The sequence below is a fragment of the Mycobacterium shinjukuense genome (assembly GCF_010730055.1).
GTDB lineage: Bacteria > Actinomycetota > Actinomycetes > Mycobacteriales > Mycobacteriaceae > Mycobacterium > Mycobacterium shinjukuense.
Map to the genome: position 1 here is coordinate 549,792 of NZ_AP022575.1, position 16,518 is coordinate 566,309.

The 16,518-nt window shown below is 69.0% G+C and carries 12 protein-coding genes and 1 tRNA gene; 8 read left to right on the plus strand and 5 right to left on the minus strand.

The features are described 5' to 3' along the window. Positions 1–12 precede the first annotated feature (12 nt). Complete coding sequence (locus G6N20_RS02480) at positions 13–495, plus strand: Rrf2 family transcriptional regulator (RefSeq protein ID WP_083047788.1); 483 nt, start codon at positions 13–15, stop codon at positions 493–495. A 152-nt stretch (positions 496–647) separates the two neighbouring features. On the opposite strand, the gene G6N20_RS02485 is transcribed toward G6N20_RS02480, so the two are convergent. After that, the gene (locus G6N20_RS02485; RefSeq protein ID WP_232065417.1) at positions 648–2,441 is read right to left on the minus strand and encodes an NAD-binding protein; all 1,794 of its coding nucleotides are present in this window, start codon (positions 2,439–2,441) and stop codon (positions 648–650) included. Between the two features lie 99 nt (positions 2,442–2,540). Here G6N20_RS02485 and G6N20_RS02490 point away from each other — a divergent pair, with 99 nt between their 5' ends. Beyond that, positions 2,541–3,008 (plus strand): SRPBCC family protein, encoded by a 468-nt coding sequence (locus G6N20_RS02490; RefSeq protein ID WP_083047784.1) that lies wholly within the window; start codon positions 2,541–2,543, stop codon positions 3,006–3,008. A gap of 31 nt (positions 3,009–3,039) precedes the next feature. Then, the gene (locus G6N20_RS02495) at positions 3,040–3,576 is read left to right on the plus strand and encodes an NUDIX domain-containing protein (RefSeq protein ID WP_083047781.1); all 537 of its coding nucleotides are present in this window, start codon (positions 3,040–3,042) and stop codon (positions 3,574–3,576) included. A 124-nt stretch (positions 3,577–3,700) separates the two neighbouring features. On the opposite strand, the gene G6N20_RS02500 is transcribed toward G6N20_RS02495, so the two are convergent. Then, a complete protein-coding gene (locus G6N20_RS02500; RefSeq protein ID WP_083047777.1) occupies positions 3,701–5,137 on the minus strand; it encodes a DUF2254 domain-containing protein in 1,437 nt (478 codons plus the stop codon). 98 nt (positions 5,138–5,235) lie between these two features. Continuing rightward, complete coding sequence (locus G6N20_RS02505) at positions 5,236–7,032, minus strand: MFS transporter (RefSeq protein WP_232065488.1); 1,797 nt, start codon at positions 7,030–7,032, stop codon at positions 5,236–5,238. 78 nt (positions 7,033–7,110) lie between these two features. Between G6N20_RS02505 and G6N20_RS02510 the strand changes: the two genes are divergently transcribed. Next, the gene (locus G6N20_RS02510; RefSeq protein WP_083047775.1) at positions 7,111–7,770 is read left to right on the plus strand and encodes a winged helix-turn-helix transcriptional regulator; all 660 of its coding nucleotides are present in this window, start codon (positions 7,111–7,113) and stop codon (positions 7,768–7,770) included. Positions 7,771–7,882: 112 nt separating this feature from the next. On the opposite strand, the gene G6N20_RS02515 is transcribed toward G6N20_RS02510, so the two are convergent. Together G6N20_RS02515 and G6N20_RS02520 are read right to left on the minus strand one after the other, a co-directional pair. Next, positions 7,883–10,618, minus strand: a complete 2,736-nt coding sequence (locus G6N20_RS02515) for a PE family protein (protein ID WP_083047807.1) — start codon at positions 10,616–10,618, stop codon at positions 7,883–7,885. A 237-nt stretch (positions 10,619–10,855) separates the two neighbouring features. Next, positions 10,856–10,928: transfer RNA gene (locus G6N20_RS02520), tRNA-Arg, on the minus strand. Positions 10,929–11,041: 113 nt separating this feature from the next. Between G6N20_RS02520 and argS the strand changes: the two genes are divergently transcribed. The 4 genes from argS to thrC are packed head-to-tail and all read left to right on the plus strand — an operon-like array spanning position 11,042 to position 16,517. Next, a complete protein-coding gene (gene argS, locus G6N20_RS02525) occupies positions 11,042–12,694 on the plus strand; it encodes an arginine--tRNA ligase (protein WP_158084752.1) in 1,653 nt (550 codons plus the stop codon). After that, on the plus strand, positions 12,691–14,109 hold the full coding sequence (gene lysA, locus G6N20_RS02530; protein WP_083047771.1) for a diaminopimelate decarboxylase: 1,419 nt from the start codon (positions 12,691–12,693) through the stop codon (positions 14,107–14,109). The genes argS and lysA overlap by 4 nt, the downstream gene beginning before the upstream one ends. Before the next feature lie 3 nt (positions 14,110–14,112). Then, positions 14,113–15,438: a homoserine dehydrogenase gene (locus G6N20_RS02535; RefSeq protein WP_083047769.1), complete on the plus strand. Its 1,326-nt coding sequence runs from the start codon at positions 14,113–14,115 to the stop codon at positions 15,436–15,438. Then, positions 15,435–16,517, plus strand: a complete 1,083-nt coding sequence (thrC, locus tag G6N20_RS02540) for a threonine synthase (RefSeq protein ID WP_083047767.1) — start codon at positions 15,435–15,437, stop codon at positions 16,515–16,517. Before G6N20_RS02535 ends, thrC begins: the two co-directional genes overlap by 4 nt. Position 16,518 lies beyond the last annotated feature (1 nt).

The window sequence follows — 16,518 nt, forward strand, 5'->3', positions numbered from 1 at the left end:
CAATCCTGAAGCATGCGGATGTCGGCCAAGGCGGAGTACGCGGTTCGGGCGATGATCCAGCTCGCCGCGGTGGACGACGGCACGCTGGTCAAGACCGAGGATTTGGCGCAGGCGCAGGGCATACCGCCGCAGTTTCTGGTCGACATCCTGACCAACCTGCGCACCGATCGGCTGGTGCGCAGCCACCGCGGCCGCGAGGGCGGCTACGAACTAGCCCGCCCGGGAACCCAGATCAGCATCGCCGACGTGCTGCGCTGCATCGACGGACCGTTGGCCAGCGTCCGCGATATCGGACTCGGTGACCTGCCGTACTCCGGCCCGACCGCGGCGCTGACCGACGTCTGGCGGGCCCTGCGGGCCAGCATGCGGTCGGTGCTGGAAGAAACCACCCTGGCCGACGTGGCCACCGGCGCCCTGCCCAGGCACGTCGCGCAACTCGCCGATGACTACCGGGAACAGGAGAGCAAGCGGCACGGCGCCCAACGCACCGTTTAGCCGCGAGAGCCGTCGGGTCGGGTGCGGATCTCCATCGAATACCCGACGGCATCGGGAAAATGCCCGCCGCGACCGGTGTCTGATCGTCGGACGAGCGCGCGTGTGGGTACACCGACACGCCGGTTAGGCCGTCATCTCGCGGACGCTCGCCCTCACTTCTGAAGCGTCGTCGCACGGGGCGGCTGCCCCTTGCGCAGCGTCGCCAGCAGCTCGCGGTTCGGACCGACCAGATAGACCGTGTCGCCGGCCAGCAGCCGGGCGTCGCGGCGCGGGTGCACCTGAACCGGCGCGTCCGGCCGGGTGATCGCGATGACCCGGGTCTCGGTGGACAGTTGATGCATGGGCAGCCCGTCGAGTTCGCTGCCGGCCGCCACATACATTTCCCCGACCATGAAGGAGCGTTGCCCGATCGAGAACGTTCCCAGCACCTGCAGACCCATCGCGGCGCCGATGAACCACGGCGCCGCCAGCTCGACCGTCGAACGCACGCTTTCGAAACCGAACCGCTGCGCCACCGCGCTGCCCAGCGCGCGATCGTAAACGCGCAGCACCAGCGGAACGGTGCGCCGCTTGGCCTGGTGGGTCACCCGGGCGCCCAACATTTCCCGCAGCACGATGCCGGCCTCGATGTTGACCATGTCGTCCTGGGTCAGCACCGCCACCGCGCGGGCATGGTCGACGCAAGCCGATTCCAGCGTCTGGCGCAGCGTCGCGTCCCCGAAGATCACCGGGACGTCGAGTTCGGCCGCCGAGGACACGAAGCGGCTGCCCTCGTCCCGTTCGATCACCGCGACGTCGTACCCGGCGGCGGTCAGATCGCCGATCACCCGAATGCCGAACGAGCCGAGCCCGACGACGACGATGTGATTGCGCAGATGACGCACGCGCAGCCGTCCCGCCGAGTGGGTGAAACGGCGCGACAGCAGCAGGTCGGCGATGAACGCCACCAGCAGCGCGGTGGTGGTCACCCCGGCGAACATCAACATGATGCTGAACACGCGCAGCCATGTGGGCTGGTGGGCGAAGCTGAAGTCGCCGTAGCCCACCGTCGCGATCGTTTCGGTGCTGAAGTACAACGCGTCCAGCCACGTCATCCCGGGCGGGCGGCGGTAGGAGAACCGCAACACCACCGTCGACCCGATCAGCAGGATCAGCATGGCGGCCAACGCCCGGTAGAACATCGGGTTGATGTCGTTGCGCAGCGTGCGTGCCGCATCGGACAGCCTGCGCAGCCAGGTCCGACGCGAGCGGGTGGGGGCTGGTCGGGGGACCTTGACGCCGCGGGCGGCCAACTCGTCGGCGGTGCCGATCATCGCGGTCCAGTCGCCGGCGTGCACCCGCAGGTCCCGTCCGGGACACGTCACCACCTCACCGGGGGTGGCGGAGTTTTTGCCGCGGATCACCGCCACCGGCGCCAGGTCCCCGTAGATTTCGCGCAGCGTCGCTTCCCGCGGTGCCTCGGCGCGCCACACGACGAAGCCGATGCCGGCCGCCTCGAACGGGTGCGCGGTGCGCGCCAGACATGCCTCCACGACCGACGGGGCCGCGAGGTCGGCGACGTCGAGGATCGCGCCGGGGCCGTTGTCGGCGGCCATGGCTTCGCGCAGGACGTCGTTGGCCAGCCGCGCCACCACCCGCACATGCGGATTGGCCTTCCTTGCCAGCAGCGCGATTTCGAGATTCTTCGCGTCGTCATCCCCGGCGCAGATGACCGCGCTGGCGCCGGCGAGGTCGTCGTCGAGAAGTTTGTCGCCGGCGAGCTTGACGATGCTCGCGCCAACGCTGTTCAGCTCCTCGATGATCGTGGTGGCCAGCGCGTCGTCACCGCTGACGATGATGTGATGCGCGCCCTCGGATGCCGTCCGATGTCCGCTGGGCCCGGAAGAAATCGCGGAAGAAATCGAAGTCGTGGTCATGGCCTGGGCCGGTCGTGCGTCGTCGGGCATACACATCCGTTTCTGCGCGCAGTGGTGTGTGTTCGCGTCTATGACTATCGGGCACCGCGGGCGATTTGCACCACCTGCCCGAGATGAAATACTGCTGCCATGCCCACAGCTCGGCGCGGCCGCGGCAGCATCGACATCGCCGCACCGCCCGACGTCGTGTACGACCTGATCACCGACGTCACGCGGATGGGCGAGTGGAGCCCGGAGTGCTATCGCTGTGAGTGGCTGGACGGAGCGACGGCCGCGGTGCCGGGCGCGCGGTTTCGCGGGTACAACCGGCTCGGCCGGCTGCGCTGGGCACGAACGGTGGTGATCGACACCGCGGAGCGGGGCCGCGTGTTCGCCTTCACGACGGTCAACGATCGTGCCGGTCGTGAGGAAACGCGTTGGCGTTACACGATGGAGCCGTCGCCGGCGGGAACGCTGCTCACCGAGTCGTTCGAGTTCCTCTGGTGCTCGGTGCCCAACCGGCTGGCCGAGGCGTTGATCCCGCGCGGGCGACAGGTGAACCGGGGCATCGAGGAAACGCTGCGGCGCATCAAGCAGGCCGCCGAGACACCGGCCTGATGCCGCGCCCGCGGTCAGTGATACTGGCGGCGTGCCATTCATCGAACGTGTCGCGTCCCGGGAGATCTATCGAAGCCCGTGGATGGTGCTCCGCGAGGACGCCATCCGCCGCCCCGACGGCAGCCCCGGTGTCTACGCCGTGGTGGACAAGCCGACCTACGCGCTGGTGATGCCCTACGACGGCCACCGTTTCCGGCTGGTCGAGCAGTTCCGGTATCCGCTGGGCGCCCGGCGTTGGGAGTTTCCGCAGGGCACCGCCCCGGACCTGGTCGACGTCGCACCGTCCGAGCTGGCCGAGCGTGAGCTGCGGGAGGAAACCGGTTTGCGCGCAACGTCGTTCGAGCCGCTCGGCCAGCTCGACACCGCTCCGGGGATGACGAGTCAGCGCGGATGGGTGTTTTTGGCCACCGGAATCGTCGAGGGAGCAGCCGATCGCGAGCACGAGGAGCAGGACATGCACAGTGACTGGTTCTCACGCGACGACGTCGAGCGGATGATCCGCTCGGGGGTGATCGCCGACGCGCAGTCGATCGCCGCCTACGGACTGTTGCTGCTGCGCGGGCGATGAGCGCGATGAAGTCCGCGCCCGGGATTGCTCGATGCGGCGATCGCGATGCGGCGATCTCGACGGATGAAACCGTCGACGCGTACGCGCCGGGCACGGCGGAACCGTTCGGCGCCCGCCCGCGACGTCAGCCCACGGCGCCGTCGGCGGCCGCGATCGTCGCAGCCGCCGCCTTCGCGGCGGCCAGCTGACCGAACGCGGATGCCGGTGGCGCCAAAGTCCCGGGCCGCTCAACGACCTCGCGGGCCCGTGCGGCGGCACCGATCACCGTCGCCCGGTCGGATTCGTCGGCGAGTTCACGCTGTGCGGCCTGGACCACCAGGGCGATCTGGGTTCGCACGGCCGCGCGCCGCGACGGGTCGACGCAGTTTTGGGCAACCGCGCTCAGCAGCTGCAGCAGCGCGGTCAACACCAGCGGTTCCCGAGTTCCGTAGCGGCGAATCTGCGCACAACCGACGTGCAGGTAGGTGGCAAAGCCGGGGTGCGGAATCCAGACGAGGGGTTCCCCGGCACCGTTGCGGCGCACCTCGTCGGGCAGCGCCCGTGCGGCCAGCACCGACTCGACGGCCGAAAGATGGTGCACGACTTGGATTGCCGTGTACGGATCGTTGAGCGCCGGCGAGAGCGCCCGTAGGGCGACGTCGACCAGCTGCCGCAACCCGAACCGGACGTCCTGTTGCAGGGTGCGCTCGTAGCCGATGTGCACATGCCGCAGGTAGCGCTGGGCAACGTCGGCGCCCGGTGCGCTCGGTGGGGCGCCCCGGCGCCAGCACCAGCCGAGCAAGCCCCCGGAGGTGACGTAGTCGCCGACGAAGGTGACCAGCTGCACCGTGTGCCCACCCACCGCCGCCAGCTCGGCGATGTCGTCGACGTCGACGGTTTGTAGATAGCCCGATTGCGGTGCCACCAACGGCACCGCCTCGGCCGGCGGGTTGGGCGGCCGGTCTGCCGGCCGGTCCGGCGCATCGGGTTCCGGATACAGCTCGTCGATCAGCCCCAGGGTGCGCTGGCGCACCTTCTCCATGATCGTGTCGAGCTGGATCGAGTGCATGAGGTGGTGCAGGAAGTAGATCAGCGCCCCGATGCTGACGAACGCCAGCGCAAGCGACCCGCTGACCGCGACCTTGGGAACGAACGTGCCTCCGCCAACGTGTTCGCCGACGGTGTGTAGCCCACCGGTGCTGTACGCGAAGGTGCAGGCGAAGATCGCCAGCACCACCTGGTTGGGCACATCGCGCAGGAACGTCCGCAACAACCGCACCGAGAACTGGGTCGAGGCGATTTGTAGGGACAGCACGGTCAGCGAGAACACGATGCCGATCGTGGTGATCATCGTCGCCGACACCACGATCAGCACCCCGCGGGCGTCGCCCGCGGTGCCCTGAAACATCACCTTGTCGACGAGCGAGCCGGATCTCACGGGGATCACCGACAGCAGTGCCCCCGATCCCAGGCCGATGGCGACGCCAAGTGTCGGCAGCACCCAGACCGCGCCCTGCAGGTAATCCCCTACGGCGCGGCGGCGGCTCAGCAGGCTGGTTGCGGTCACCGAATAAGCATGCACCGCGGGCCGGGGGTAGCGGCAGCGGTGTCGCGCGCCGGGCCGAGCCGCGGCCGGTGCGGGGGTGCAGTGGCCAGCGACGACGGTGCGTGCGCTGCCGCTCAGGGATACAACCGTCGCCGGATGGGGGCGACACCCGATCGGGTGGTCCGCGCGTTGCTACACGAGCTTGCCGGTGAAATCGACGACGCCGGGCGCCGGGGCATGCACGTCCCGGCACGGTGTGCGTCAGCACCAACGCCGGGCCGGTGCCCGCGGCGTGGTAGCGCAGGCGCGACCCATCCTCTCGGGTGAAGAATTCGACCTTTCGTGGCCGCTGCTCCACGATTGGGTGTAGCTGATGCGCGGACCTCCTCTGGTTTGTCGACGCTTGTGACGGTTGCCGTTTGGCGTGCCCGCGGGGGAAGCAGCACCGCGACGACGGCGGCCGCGCCCAGCGCGAGGCCGGCGCAGACCAGCGATCCGACCTGCAGACCGTCCAGGAATGCGGCGGTGACGGTGCTGCGAACGGTAGCGGCCAGGCCGGTGGGCAGCTGCTTGATCACCTGTTCGGCCGCGGCCATGGAGCCCTGCATCGTGGATCGCGATTGGGCCGGCAATGCCGAGATCACCGGGCTCGAGGCGAGCCGCGCGGCATACACCGAAGCGAAGACGCTGCCCACGATCGCGACGCCGAGGGCACCGCCCAGTTCTCGGGTGGTGTCGTTGACGGCGGAGCCGACGCCGGCCTGGTCGGCGCCGAGCGAGCCCATGATCGCCTCGGTAGCCGGTGAAAACGTGAACCCTAGACCGCCGCCGAGGAGCAGCATCTGCATCGCGATCTGCAGATATGGGGTTCCGGCGTCGGCGGTGGACGCCCAGCTCAGGCCCATCGCGAAGATGGCCAGCCCGCCCGCGACCACCGTTGTGCTGCCAATCTTCTCGACTAGCCGGGGTCCCAGGACGCTGCCGACGGCGATCGCTGCGGCCACCGGTAGCAGCCGCACGCCGGTCTCGAATGCGCTGTAAGCCTTGATGAATTGGAAGTACTGGGTGATGACGAAGATGAAGCCGAACAGCGTCAAAAAGCCCGCGGTGACGGCCAAGCTGCCGCCGGAGAAGCGACGGTTGGCGAACACCGACACGTGCAGCATCGGGTGGTTAACGCGCCGTTCCCACAGCGCGAACCCGGTGAGCACGACGGCGCCGGCGGCAAAGCCCGCCGCGGTCCGGGTACTGGTCCAGCCCCAGTTCGGGGCCTCGATGACCGTGTGCACCACCGCGGTCACCCCGATCGCGGACAGCAGCAACCCGGGCACGTCGACGGGTGGGGCGGCCGGGTCGCGCGAGGTAGGCACGACCAGGACGCCGCCGATGATCGCCACCGCGGCAACGGGGACGTTGACCAGGAAGATCGAGCCCCACCGGTAGTGCTCGAGCAGCCAGCCGCCGGCCATCGGCCCGGCGGCCACACCGACGCCGACCATGCCGGCCCACACGCCGATCGCCTTGGCCCGGTTGACCGGGTCGGTGAAGATGTTGGTGATCAGGCCCAGCGTGGTCGGGAAGATCACGGCGGCGCCGACCCCCATCGCGGCGCGCCCGGCGATCAGCGCGTTCGCCGAGTTCAGTTGCGCCGCAACGGCAGATGTGATCGCGAACAGGGCGAGACCGCCGCTGAGCCAGCCGCGGCGGCCGTATCGGTCGCTCAGACTGCCGGCCGATAGCAGCAGACCGGACATGACGAGGGTGTATGCGTCGACGATCCACTGCAGCTGGGCGGTGTCGGCGTTGAGCTCGCGAGACAACGTCGGCAGCGCCACGTTGACGATGGTGGCGTCGACGCTGATGACAAAGACGCTGAGGCTGATGACGACAAGCGCGGCGATCGGGTGGCCCTTGACGACTGGTGTGCGCATGGATAGAAACATAAATCTTACAGACAAGAATATCAAGTAGATATTCCTGATTCGTGTCTTTATGGTATAGTTTCTGGTGTGCCGGCCCGGAGGAACTACCAGCAGAACTGCCCGATCGCACGTGGGCTCGACGTGCTCGGGGAGCGGTGGACGTTGCTGATCCTGCGTGAGTTGCTCGGCGGTGCCCGCCGCTACGCCGACCTGCGCGCGGCGCTGCCGGGGATCGCCACCAACCTGCTGGCCGACCGGCTGCGTGAGCTGGAAGACGCCGGGCTCGTCGACCGCACCGAGCTGCCGCCGCCGATCGCACGCACCGTGTACACCCTCAGTGCGACCGGCTGGCGCAAGGTTCCGCCGGTCATCCAGGCGATCGCCGCGTTTGGGTTGGACCTGGTCGACCCCGACGAGACCGCGATGACGCCGCTGAACGGCTTCCTCGCCGGCGTCTTGCTGGCGTTCGATCGCGGCGCGCGGCTCAACGCGTCGTACCGTGTCGACATCGACGGCCGCCGCTTCGAATTCGCGGTGCGCGACGGCGGCCTGACCGCCGCGCACGGCTCGCCCGACGTGACGGTGACCGCGCCCGCCGCGGATCTCCTCGCCGCCCGGCTGGCCGAGACCGCCGCCGAGCGCAAGGCCGCGTTGCGGCGGGTGAAGTTCGACGGCGATGCGGCTGCGGTCGCCGAGATGCGCGCGGCGTTCCGGCTGTCGGGGGATCCGGGCCTGGCCGGTGTCTGACTGCTGCAATAGCTATGTGGCACGACGCATTACAGGCGATCCAGATGGTCCCGCTCAGGCGGTCGGCGCGATGCCGCATCGAGCGCCGGCCACGCGGCGCCTAGGCGAATGACTAGGCGCCGATTGCCTTGGCGAGCTCTGCGGGCGCGTAGTTCAGCAGGGCGGGAACGATGCCACCGGCGGGCGTACCGCCGAGTGGAAGCGTAATCGGCGTACCACCGACCACTGCCGTGGCCGTAAAGGCCCGCAGGGGCGAGAGAATGCCTCCGATCGGAACATTGGCCGTCAGCGACGTCACTCCCGGAATCGGCGCCAGGGACGGCGGCAGCGGCAGCGGCAGCGTGGCCTCGCCATTGAGGAAGCCGTTGGCGATGTTGGCGGGAGCACCAACCATCGCGGCTAAGGCCGCCTCCACGTTTCCGGCCTGCACGGCGCTGATGACTGCGGTCGTGCTATCTGCCAGCGCAATCGCCGTGGTGATGGGCGCACCCAAGGCATTAAGGGCCATCACCAGCGGCAACCCAAAGGTCATCGACAAGGTTGGAATATCAAACGCGATGTTTGTGTCCGTGAGCGTCATGAGCACGTTGGTGGCGTTCTGCGCCACGGATCCGGGGATGCTCAAGATGGGTAGCAGGTCGCCAACGGGACCGAGCAGCTGAATGTTGGACAAGTCGGTTGCGTCAAGGCCGCTGACGAACAGCCTTATCGCGGCCCCCGCTACATCGCTCACCGCCCCGCTGACGTCGCCCGCTGCCAGGGCTTGGAGGGCCGCTTGCAGGCTCGGCGGTATGCCAGCCAACCCGATAGCGAAGTCCCTGGTGGCATCCGTGAGCGCGGTCAAAGTCAGCTGCCCGTAGCCGAACTGGTTGGCGAGGAACTGTTGCAGGAAAGGCGCCGGGTCAGCAAGCCAGTTGGTGCCGATGCTCTGCAGGTTGGTGACCGTGTTGTTGATGAGGTTTTCATACGGCCCGAGGATGGGAACGCTGCCGCTCAGGCTGGGGAAGGCCAGCGCGGCCGCGCCGGGCAGACCGGGAGTTCCACTCTGGCCGAACAACAACCCGCCGGCGCCCGCCATACCGCCCTTCCCGCCGGCGCCGGGCGGAGTGCCGGGGCCGGCGGCGCCGCCGGCTCCACCGTTACCACCGTTACCGATCAAGCTGGCATTACCCCCACTACCACCGTCGGTACCGTCCCCCCCAGCACCGGTGGCACCGCTGCCGGCGCCACCGGCGCCACCGACCCCGCCGTTTCCGCCGTTTCCGTACAGCAGTCCGCCGTTGCCGCCGTTGCCGCTGGCCCCGCCGAGACCGCCATCACCCTTGCCGGTGTGAGCCCCACCGGCGCCACCGTCCCCACCGGAGCCGCCGTTACCGAAGATGAAGCCGTTGCCGGCGTTTCCACCGGCCCCGCCGGTACCGCCCGCGATGCCGGTAGCAGCGGTGGTCCCGCCGGTGCCACCGTTGCCGCCGTCTCCGCCGTTGCCGTTGAGCAGCCCGGCGACACCACCGTGGCCGCCAGCGCCGCCGGCGCCGGTGCCACCGGCGAAGAAGGTGGCGGTATTTGCCCCACCATTACCACCGGCTCCACCGGCCCCGCCGTTGCCGAACAGGCTGGCATTGCCGCCGGCACCCCCGTTACCGCCACTACCGGAGGCAACTACGGATACTGACGTGTCCCCTCCGTTGCCGCCGGTCCCGCCGGCCCCGCCGTTGCCGTACAGCAGCCCGGCGTTGCCGCCGGCGCCGCCGGCCCCGCCGTTCTGGCCGACGCCCAGCAGTGACGCGCCGTTGCCGCCGGCCCCGCCGGCCCCGCCGAAGCCCCACAGCCCGACGTTGCCACCGGCACCGCCGGACTCGCCGGTCCCGGTAAGACTGTTGGCACCGCCGGCACCGCCGGCGCCGCCGTTGCCGACCAGGGTGTTCCCGCCGCTGCCGCCGGCACCGGCGGTGCTCGATCCGCCGTCTCCACCGTTGCCGAAGAGGGCATTCCCACCGGCACCGCCAGCCTTCGAGTCGCTGGAACCACCGGCACCGCCGTTGCCGATCAATCCGCCGTCCGCGCCGGCCAGCCCGGAGCCTGCTCCCGCATTGCCCCCGTTGCCGTAAACCAGCCCGGCGTGGCCGGCGGAGCCGCCGGAAGGCCCGCTCCCGCCGTTGCCGCCGTTGCCGAAGAACAGGGCGTTACCGCCGGCACCGCCGGCGCCGACACCCGTTGAGCCGACGCCGCCGGCACCGCCGGCTCCGCCATTGCCGTACAGCAGTCCGCCGGCACCGCCGATCCCGCCGGCCCCGCCGATTCCGGCGCCGTTTGTGCCGCCGGCGCCGCCGGCCCCGCCGTTGCCGATCAATCCGGCGGCTCCGCCGTTACCGCCGGCCCCGCCGTCGGGCCCGCCGACCCCGCCGTTGCCGCCATTGCCGTACAACAAACCACCGGGTCCCCCGTTGCCGCCGGCCCCGGACCCGACCCCCGCCGCTCCATCGGCGCCGTCGCCGATCAGCGGGCGCCCCAGCAGCGTCTGGGTGGGCGCATTCACCGCGTCGAGCAGCGCCTGCATCGGCGACGCGTTGGCGGCCTCGGCGGCCGCATAGGCGGCCGCGCCGCCGTTCAACAAGCGCACGAACTCGGCATGAAATGCCGTCGCCTGGGCGTTGAGCACCTGAAATTCCTGGCCGTACGCGCCGAACAGGCGTGAGATCGCGGCCGACACCTCATCGGCGGCGGCCGCCGCCAGCCCGGTCGTGGGGGTCGATGCGGCGGCAGCGGCCTCGTTCAGTGCCGAGCGGATCCGGACCAGGTTGCCCGCCGCCGACGCCACCACGTCTGGCTGCACGAGAAAGAACGTCATGGCCATTTCCCCCTTCGACCGAACCACTGCAGCAGCGCAGGTAGTTGACATGTGTCATGGAAAAACGAGACTAACTATGTCGCAGGTCACGTGGGGGAAAACGGCCGTTTTCATCGATGAAAGTTTGACGGCCTACCATTGCCGCCCGCCTGCCGGCCATACCCGCCGAGCGTGCAACCACGGCGGCATCGCCCGGCGTGTCGCCGCCACCAGTGCACGTTCGGCGTAGCCGGTGGGTGCCCCCGACAGGATTCGAACCTGCGACCTTCTGCTCCGGAGGCAGACGCTCTATCCCCTGAGCTACGGGGGCGCACGACGACACGCTGCGCCATGGGGCCCCGCCAGACTAGCGCACCCCGGCGTCCGCCCGGCCACCGCCGCGGATTCGAGGCACAACCACCCCAGCTCATAGGATGGACGTTCGTGACCCCCGCCGACCTGGCTGAGCTGCTCAAAGCCACCGCCGCCGCGGTTCTGGCCGAGCGTGGCCTGGACGCATCCGCGTTGCCGCAGACGGTCACCGTGGAGCGGCCACGCAATCCCGAGCACGGCGACTATGCCAGCAACCTGGCGATGCAGCTCGCCAAGAAGGTCGGCACCGGCCCCCGTGAGCTGGCAGGATGGCTCGCCGGGGCACTGACAAGGGCCGACGGTATCGCCTCAGCGGAGGTCGCCGGGCCGGGCTTTATCAACATGCGGCTGAAAACCTCCGCCCAGGCCAAGGTCGTCACCAACGTCATCGACGCCGGCGAGAGCTACGGTCATTCGCAGCTGCTGGCCGGACACAACATCAACCTGGAATTCGTCTCGGCCAACCCGACCGGACCCATCCACATCGGCGGCACCCGCTGGGCCGCGGTCGGTGACGCGCTGGGCCGGCTGCTGACCACCCAGGGCGCCGAGGTGGTGCGCGAGTACTACTTCAACGACCACGGCGCCCAGATCGACCGGTTCGTCAACTCGCTGATCGCCGCCGCCCAGGGCAAGCCAACGCCCGCCGGCGGCTACGCGGGCAGCTACATCACCGACATCGCCGAGCGGGTGCTGCAGAAGGCGCCCGACGCGCTGGGCCTGCCCGACACCGAGATGCGCGAAACCTTCCGCGAAATCGGTGTCGACCTGATGTTCGCCCACATCAAGGAGTCGCTGCACGAGTTCGGCACCGACTTCGACGTCTACACCCACGAAGACTCCATGCACACCAGCGGCCGAGTCGATCAGGCCATCGCGAGGCTTCGCGAAGCCGGCAATGTCTACCAAAAAGACGGCGCAACGTGGTTGCGTACCAGCGCTTTTGGTGACGACAAGGACCGCGTCGTGATCAAGAGCGACGGCACACCGGCCTACATCGCCGGCGATCTCGCCTACTACCTGGACAAGCGGCAGCGCGGCTTCAACCTGTGCATCTACATGCTCGGGGCCGACCACCACGGATACATCGCCCGGCTCAAGGCCGCCGCAGCCGCATTCGGTGAGGACCCGGCCACCGTCGAGGTGCTCATCGGGCAGATGGTTAACCTGGTCCGCGACGGCCAGCCGATCCGGATGAGCAAGCGGGCGGGCACCGTGATCACGCTCGACGACCTGGTCGAGGCGCTCGGCGTGGACGCCGCACGCTACAGCCTGATCCGCTCCTCGGTGGACACCGCGATCGACATCGACCTGGCACTGTGGTCCTCGGCGTCGAATGAAAACCCGGTCTACTACGTGCAATACGCGCACGCCCGACTCTGCGCGCTGGCCCGCAACGCCGCCGAACTCGGGCTGATCCCCGACACCACGCACCTCGAGCTGCTCAGCCACGGCAAAGAGGGCACCCTGCTGCGCACCCTCGGTGAGTTCCCCCGGGTGCTGGAAACCGCGGCCTCGTTGCGCGAACCGCACCGGGTCTGCCGCTACCTGGAAGACCTCGCCGGCGACTACCACCGGTTCTACGACTCGTGCCGGGTGCTGCCCCAGGGCGACGAGCCGCCCACCGATCTGCACACCGCGCGCCTGGCACTATGCCAGGCGACCCGCCAGGTCATCGCCAACGGCCTGGCCATACTCGGAGTCACTGCCCCGGAGCGGATGTGAACGTCCATCCCGCCGGCCCCCGGCACGCCGAAGAGACCCGACTCGCAACCGGCCCGCCGCGCCCCCGGTCAACCGATGAGTTGCTGTGGCTGGCGCCGAATGTCTGGCCGCGCAACACCACCCGCGACCAGACCGGGGTGGTCCGCATCGCCGGGATCGCACTGACCGAGCTCGCCCAGCGGTACGGGACCCCACTCTTCGTCATCGACGAGGACGACTTCCGCTCGCGGTGCAAGGAGACCGCCGCGGCGTTCGGCGGCGGGGCCAATGTGCACTACGCCGCCAAGGCGTTCCTGTGCAGCGAAATAGCGCGATGGATCGACGAAGAAGGCCTGTCGCTCGACGTGTGCACCGGCGGGGAACTGGCCGTGGCACTCCACGCCAACTTTCCCCCAGAGCGGATCACCCTGCACGGCAACAACAAATCGGTCGCGGAGCTGACCGCCGCGGTGAAAGCCGGTGTCGGCCAAATCGTTGTGGACTCGATGACCGAAATCGAGCGGCTGGACGCCATCGCCGGCGAGGCCGGCATCGTCGCGGACGTCCTCGTTCGTCTCACCGTCGGCGTCGAGGCGCACACCCACGAGTTCATCTCCACCGCACACGAAGACCAGAAGTTCGGGCTGTCGGTGGCCAGCGGGGCGGCGATGGCGGCGGTGCGCCGGGTATTGGCCACCGACCATCTGCGGCTGGTCGGGCTGCACAGCCACATCGGTTCGCAGATCTTCGATGTGGACGGCTTCGAGCTGGCCGCACACCGGGTCATCGGCCTGCTGCGCGACATAGTCCGCGAGTTCGGTCCCACGAAAACGGCACAGCTGTCGACCGTCGATCTGGGCGGCGGTCTGGGCATTGCGTACCTGCCGGCCGACGACCCGCCACCGATCGGCGAGCTGGCGGCCAAGCTGAGCGCCATCGTGAGCAACGAGTCGAAGGCCGTCGGCCTACCCGCGCCCAGGCTGGTGGTCGAGCCCGGACGCGCCATCGCCGGGCCGGGCACCGTCACGCTGTATCGGGTGGGCACCGTCAAGGACGTCGACATCAGCACCACCGCGTACCGGCGTTATGTCAGCGTCGACGGTGGCATGAGCGACAACATCCGCACCGCGCTCTATGACGCCCAGTATGACGTTCGGTTGGTTTCGCGGGCCAGTGCGGCGCCGGCGGCGCCGGCCCGTCTCGTCGGAAAGCACTGCGAAAGCGGCGATATCATCGTGCGCGATACCTGGGTGCCCGACGATATCCAGCCCGGAGATCTGGTGGCGGTGGCCGCCACGGGCGCCTACTGCTATTCGCTGTCGAGTCGGTACAACATGGTCGGCCGTCCCGCCGTGGTGGCGGTGCGCGCGCGGAATGCGCGCCTGCTCCTGCGTCGGGAGACGGTCGAGGATCTGCTGAGTCTGGAGGTGAGGTGATTCGTGGCCGGTGACGAAAGGCCGGTCGGCGTGGCGGTACTCGGATTGGGCAACGTCGGCAGCGAGGTTGTCCGGATCATCGAGGAGAGCGCCGACGATCTCGCGGCCCGCGTCGGCGCCCCACTGGTGCTGCGCGGCGTCGGCGTGCGCCGGGTGGCCGCCGACCGTGGTGTCCCGATCGACCTGCTCACCGACAACATCGACGAACTCGTCTCGCGCGAGGACGTCGACATCGTCGTCGAGGTGATGGGGCCGGTGGAGCCGTCTCGCAAGGCCATCCTGGCCGCCCTGGAGCGCGGCAAGTCAGTGGTGACGGCGAACAAGGCGTTGTTGTCCACGTCCACCGGCGAATTGGCGCAAGCCGCCGAAAGCGCCCATGTCGACCTGTATTTCGAGGCCGCCGTCGCCGGGGCCATCCCGGTCATTCGGCCGCTGACCCAGTCGCTGGCAGGGGACACCGTGCTGCGGGTGGCCGGCATCGTCAACGGCACCACCAACTACATCCTCTCCGAAATGGACAGCACCGGCGCGGACTACGCCCAAGCTCTGGCCGACGCCAGCGCGCTGGGCTACGCCGAGGCCGATCCCACCGCTGACGTCGAAGGCTACGACGCGGCGGCCAAGGCCGCGATCCTGGCATCCATCGCGTTCCACACCCGGGTGACCGCCGATGACGTGTATCGGGAGGGCATCACCAAGATCACTCCGGCCGACTTCACCTCCGCCCGAGCTCTGGGCTGCACCATCAAGCTGTTGTCCATTTGCGAGCGCATCACCACTGATGAAGGGCAGCAACGGGTTTCGGCCAGGGTCTACCCGGCGTTGGTGCCGCTGTCGCATCCGCTGGCCGCGGTCAACGGTGCGTTCAACGCCGTGGTGGTCGAAGCCGAGGCGGCCGGGCGGTTGATGTTCTACGGCCAGGGCGCGGGCGGGGCGCCCACCGCGTCGGCGGTAACGGGTGATCTGGTGATGGCGGCACGCAACCGGGTGCTGGGCAGCCGCGGGCCGCGGGAATCCAAGTACGCTCAACTACCGGTGGCGCCAATGGGTTTCATCTCGACTCGTTACTACGTCAGCATGAACGTCGCCGACAGGCCGGGCGTATTGTCAGCGGTAGCAGCGGAATTCGCCAAGCGTGAGGTGAGCATCGCCGAGGTGCGCCAGGAGGGCGTGGTGGGCGAGGGTGGCCGACGGGTCGGAGCGCGCATCGTGGTCGTCACCCACCAAGCCACCGACGCCGCACTCTCGGAAACCGTCGATGCGCTAGCCGGCTTGGACGTCGTGCAAGGTGTCACCAGCGTGCTGCGACTGGAAGGAAACAGCTTATGAGAGCCCCGCACACGGCCACTTTCCAGCCCTGGCCGGGTGTGATCGCCGCGTACCGGGAACGGCTTCCGGTCGCTGACGACTGGACCCCGGTCACGCTGTTCGAGGGCGGCACCCCGCTGATCGCGGCCACCAGACTCTCCAGTCAGACCGGGTGCACGGTCTACCTCAAGGTCGAGGGCCTCAACCCCACCGGCTCCTTCAAGGACCGGGGCATGACGATGGCGGTCACCGATGCGCTGGCCCGCGGGCAGCGGGCGGTGTTGTGCGCATCGACCGGAAACACCTCCGCGTCGGCGGCGGCCTACGCCGCACGCGCCGGCATTACCTGCGCGGTGCTGATCCCGCAGGGCAAGATCGCGATGGGCAAGCTGGCGCAGGCGGTGATGCACGGCGCCAAGATCATTCAGATCGACGGCAACTTCGACGACTGCCTGGAGTTGGCTCGCAAGATGGCCGCCGACTTTCCGACGATCTCGTTGGTCAACTCGGTCAACCCGATGCGCATCCAGGGGCAGAAGACGGCGGCCTTCGAGATCGTCGACGCGCTGGGCACCGCGCCCGACGTCCACGCCCTTCCGGTGGGCAACGCGGGCAACATCAGCGCGTACTGGAAGGGGTACACCGAGTATCACGCGGAGGGCGTGATCGACAAGCTACCCCGCATGCTGGGCACCCAGGCGGCGGGCGCGGCGCCCTTGGTGCTGGGCGAACCGGTGAGCCATCCGGAGACCATCGCCACCGCGATCCGCATCGGCGCGCCGGCGTCGTGGACGTCGGCGGTGGAGGCGCAGCAGCAGTCCAAGGGGCGCTTCCTGGCCGCGACCGACGAGGAGATCCTGGCGGCCTATCATCTGGTGGCCCGCGTCGAAGGCGTCTTCGTCGAGCCCGCGTCCGCGGCCAGCATCGCTGGGTTGCTCAAGGCCATCGACGACGGCTGGGTGGCTCGCGGGTCGACGGCGGTGTGCACGGTCACCGGCAACGGTCTTAAGGATCCCGACACCGCCCTCAAGGACATGCCAAGCGTCTCCCCGGTGCCGGTCGACCCCGTCGCGGTCATCGAGAAGCTCGGGCTGGCTTAGT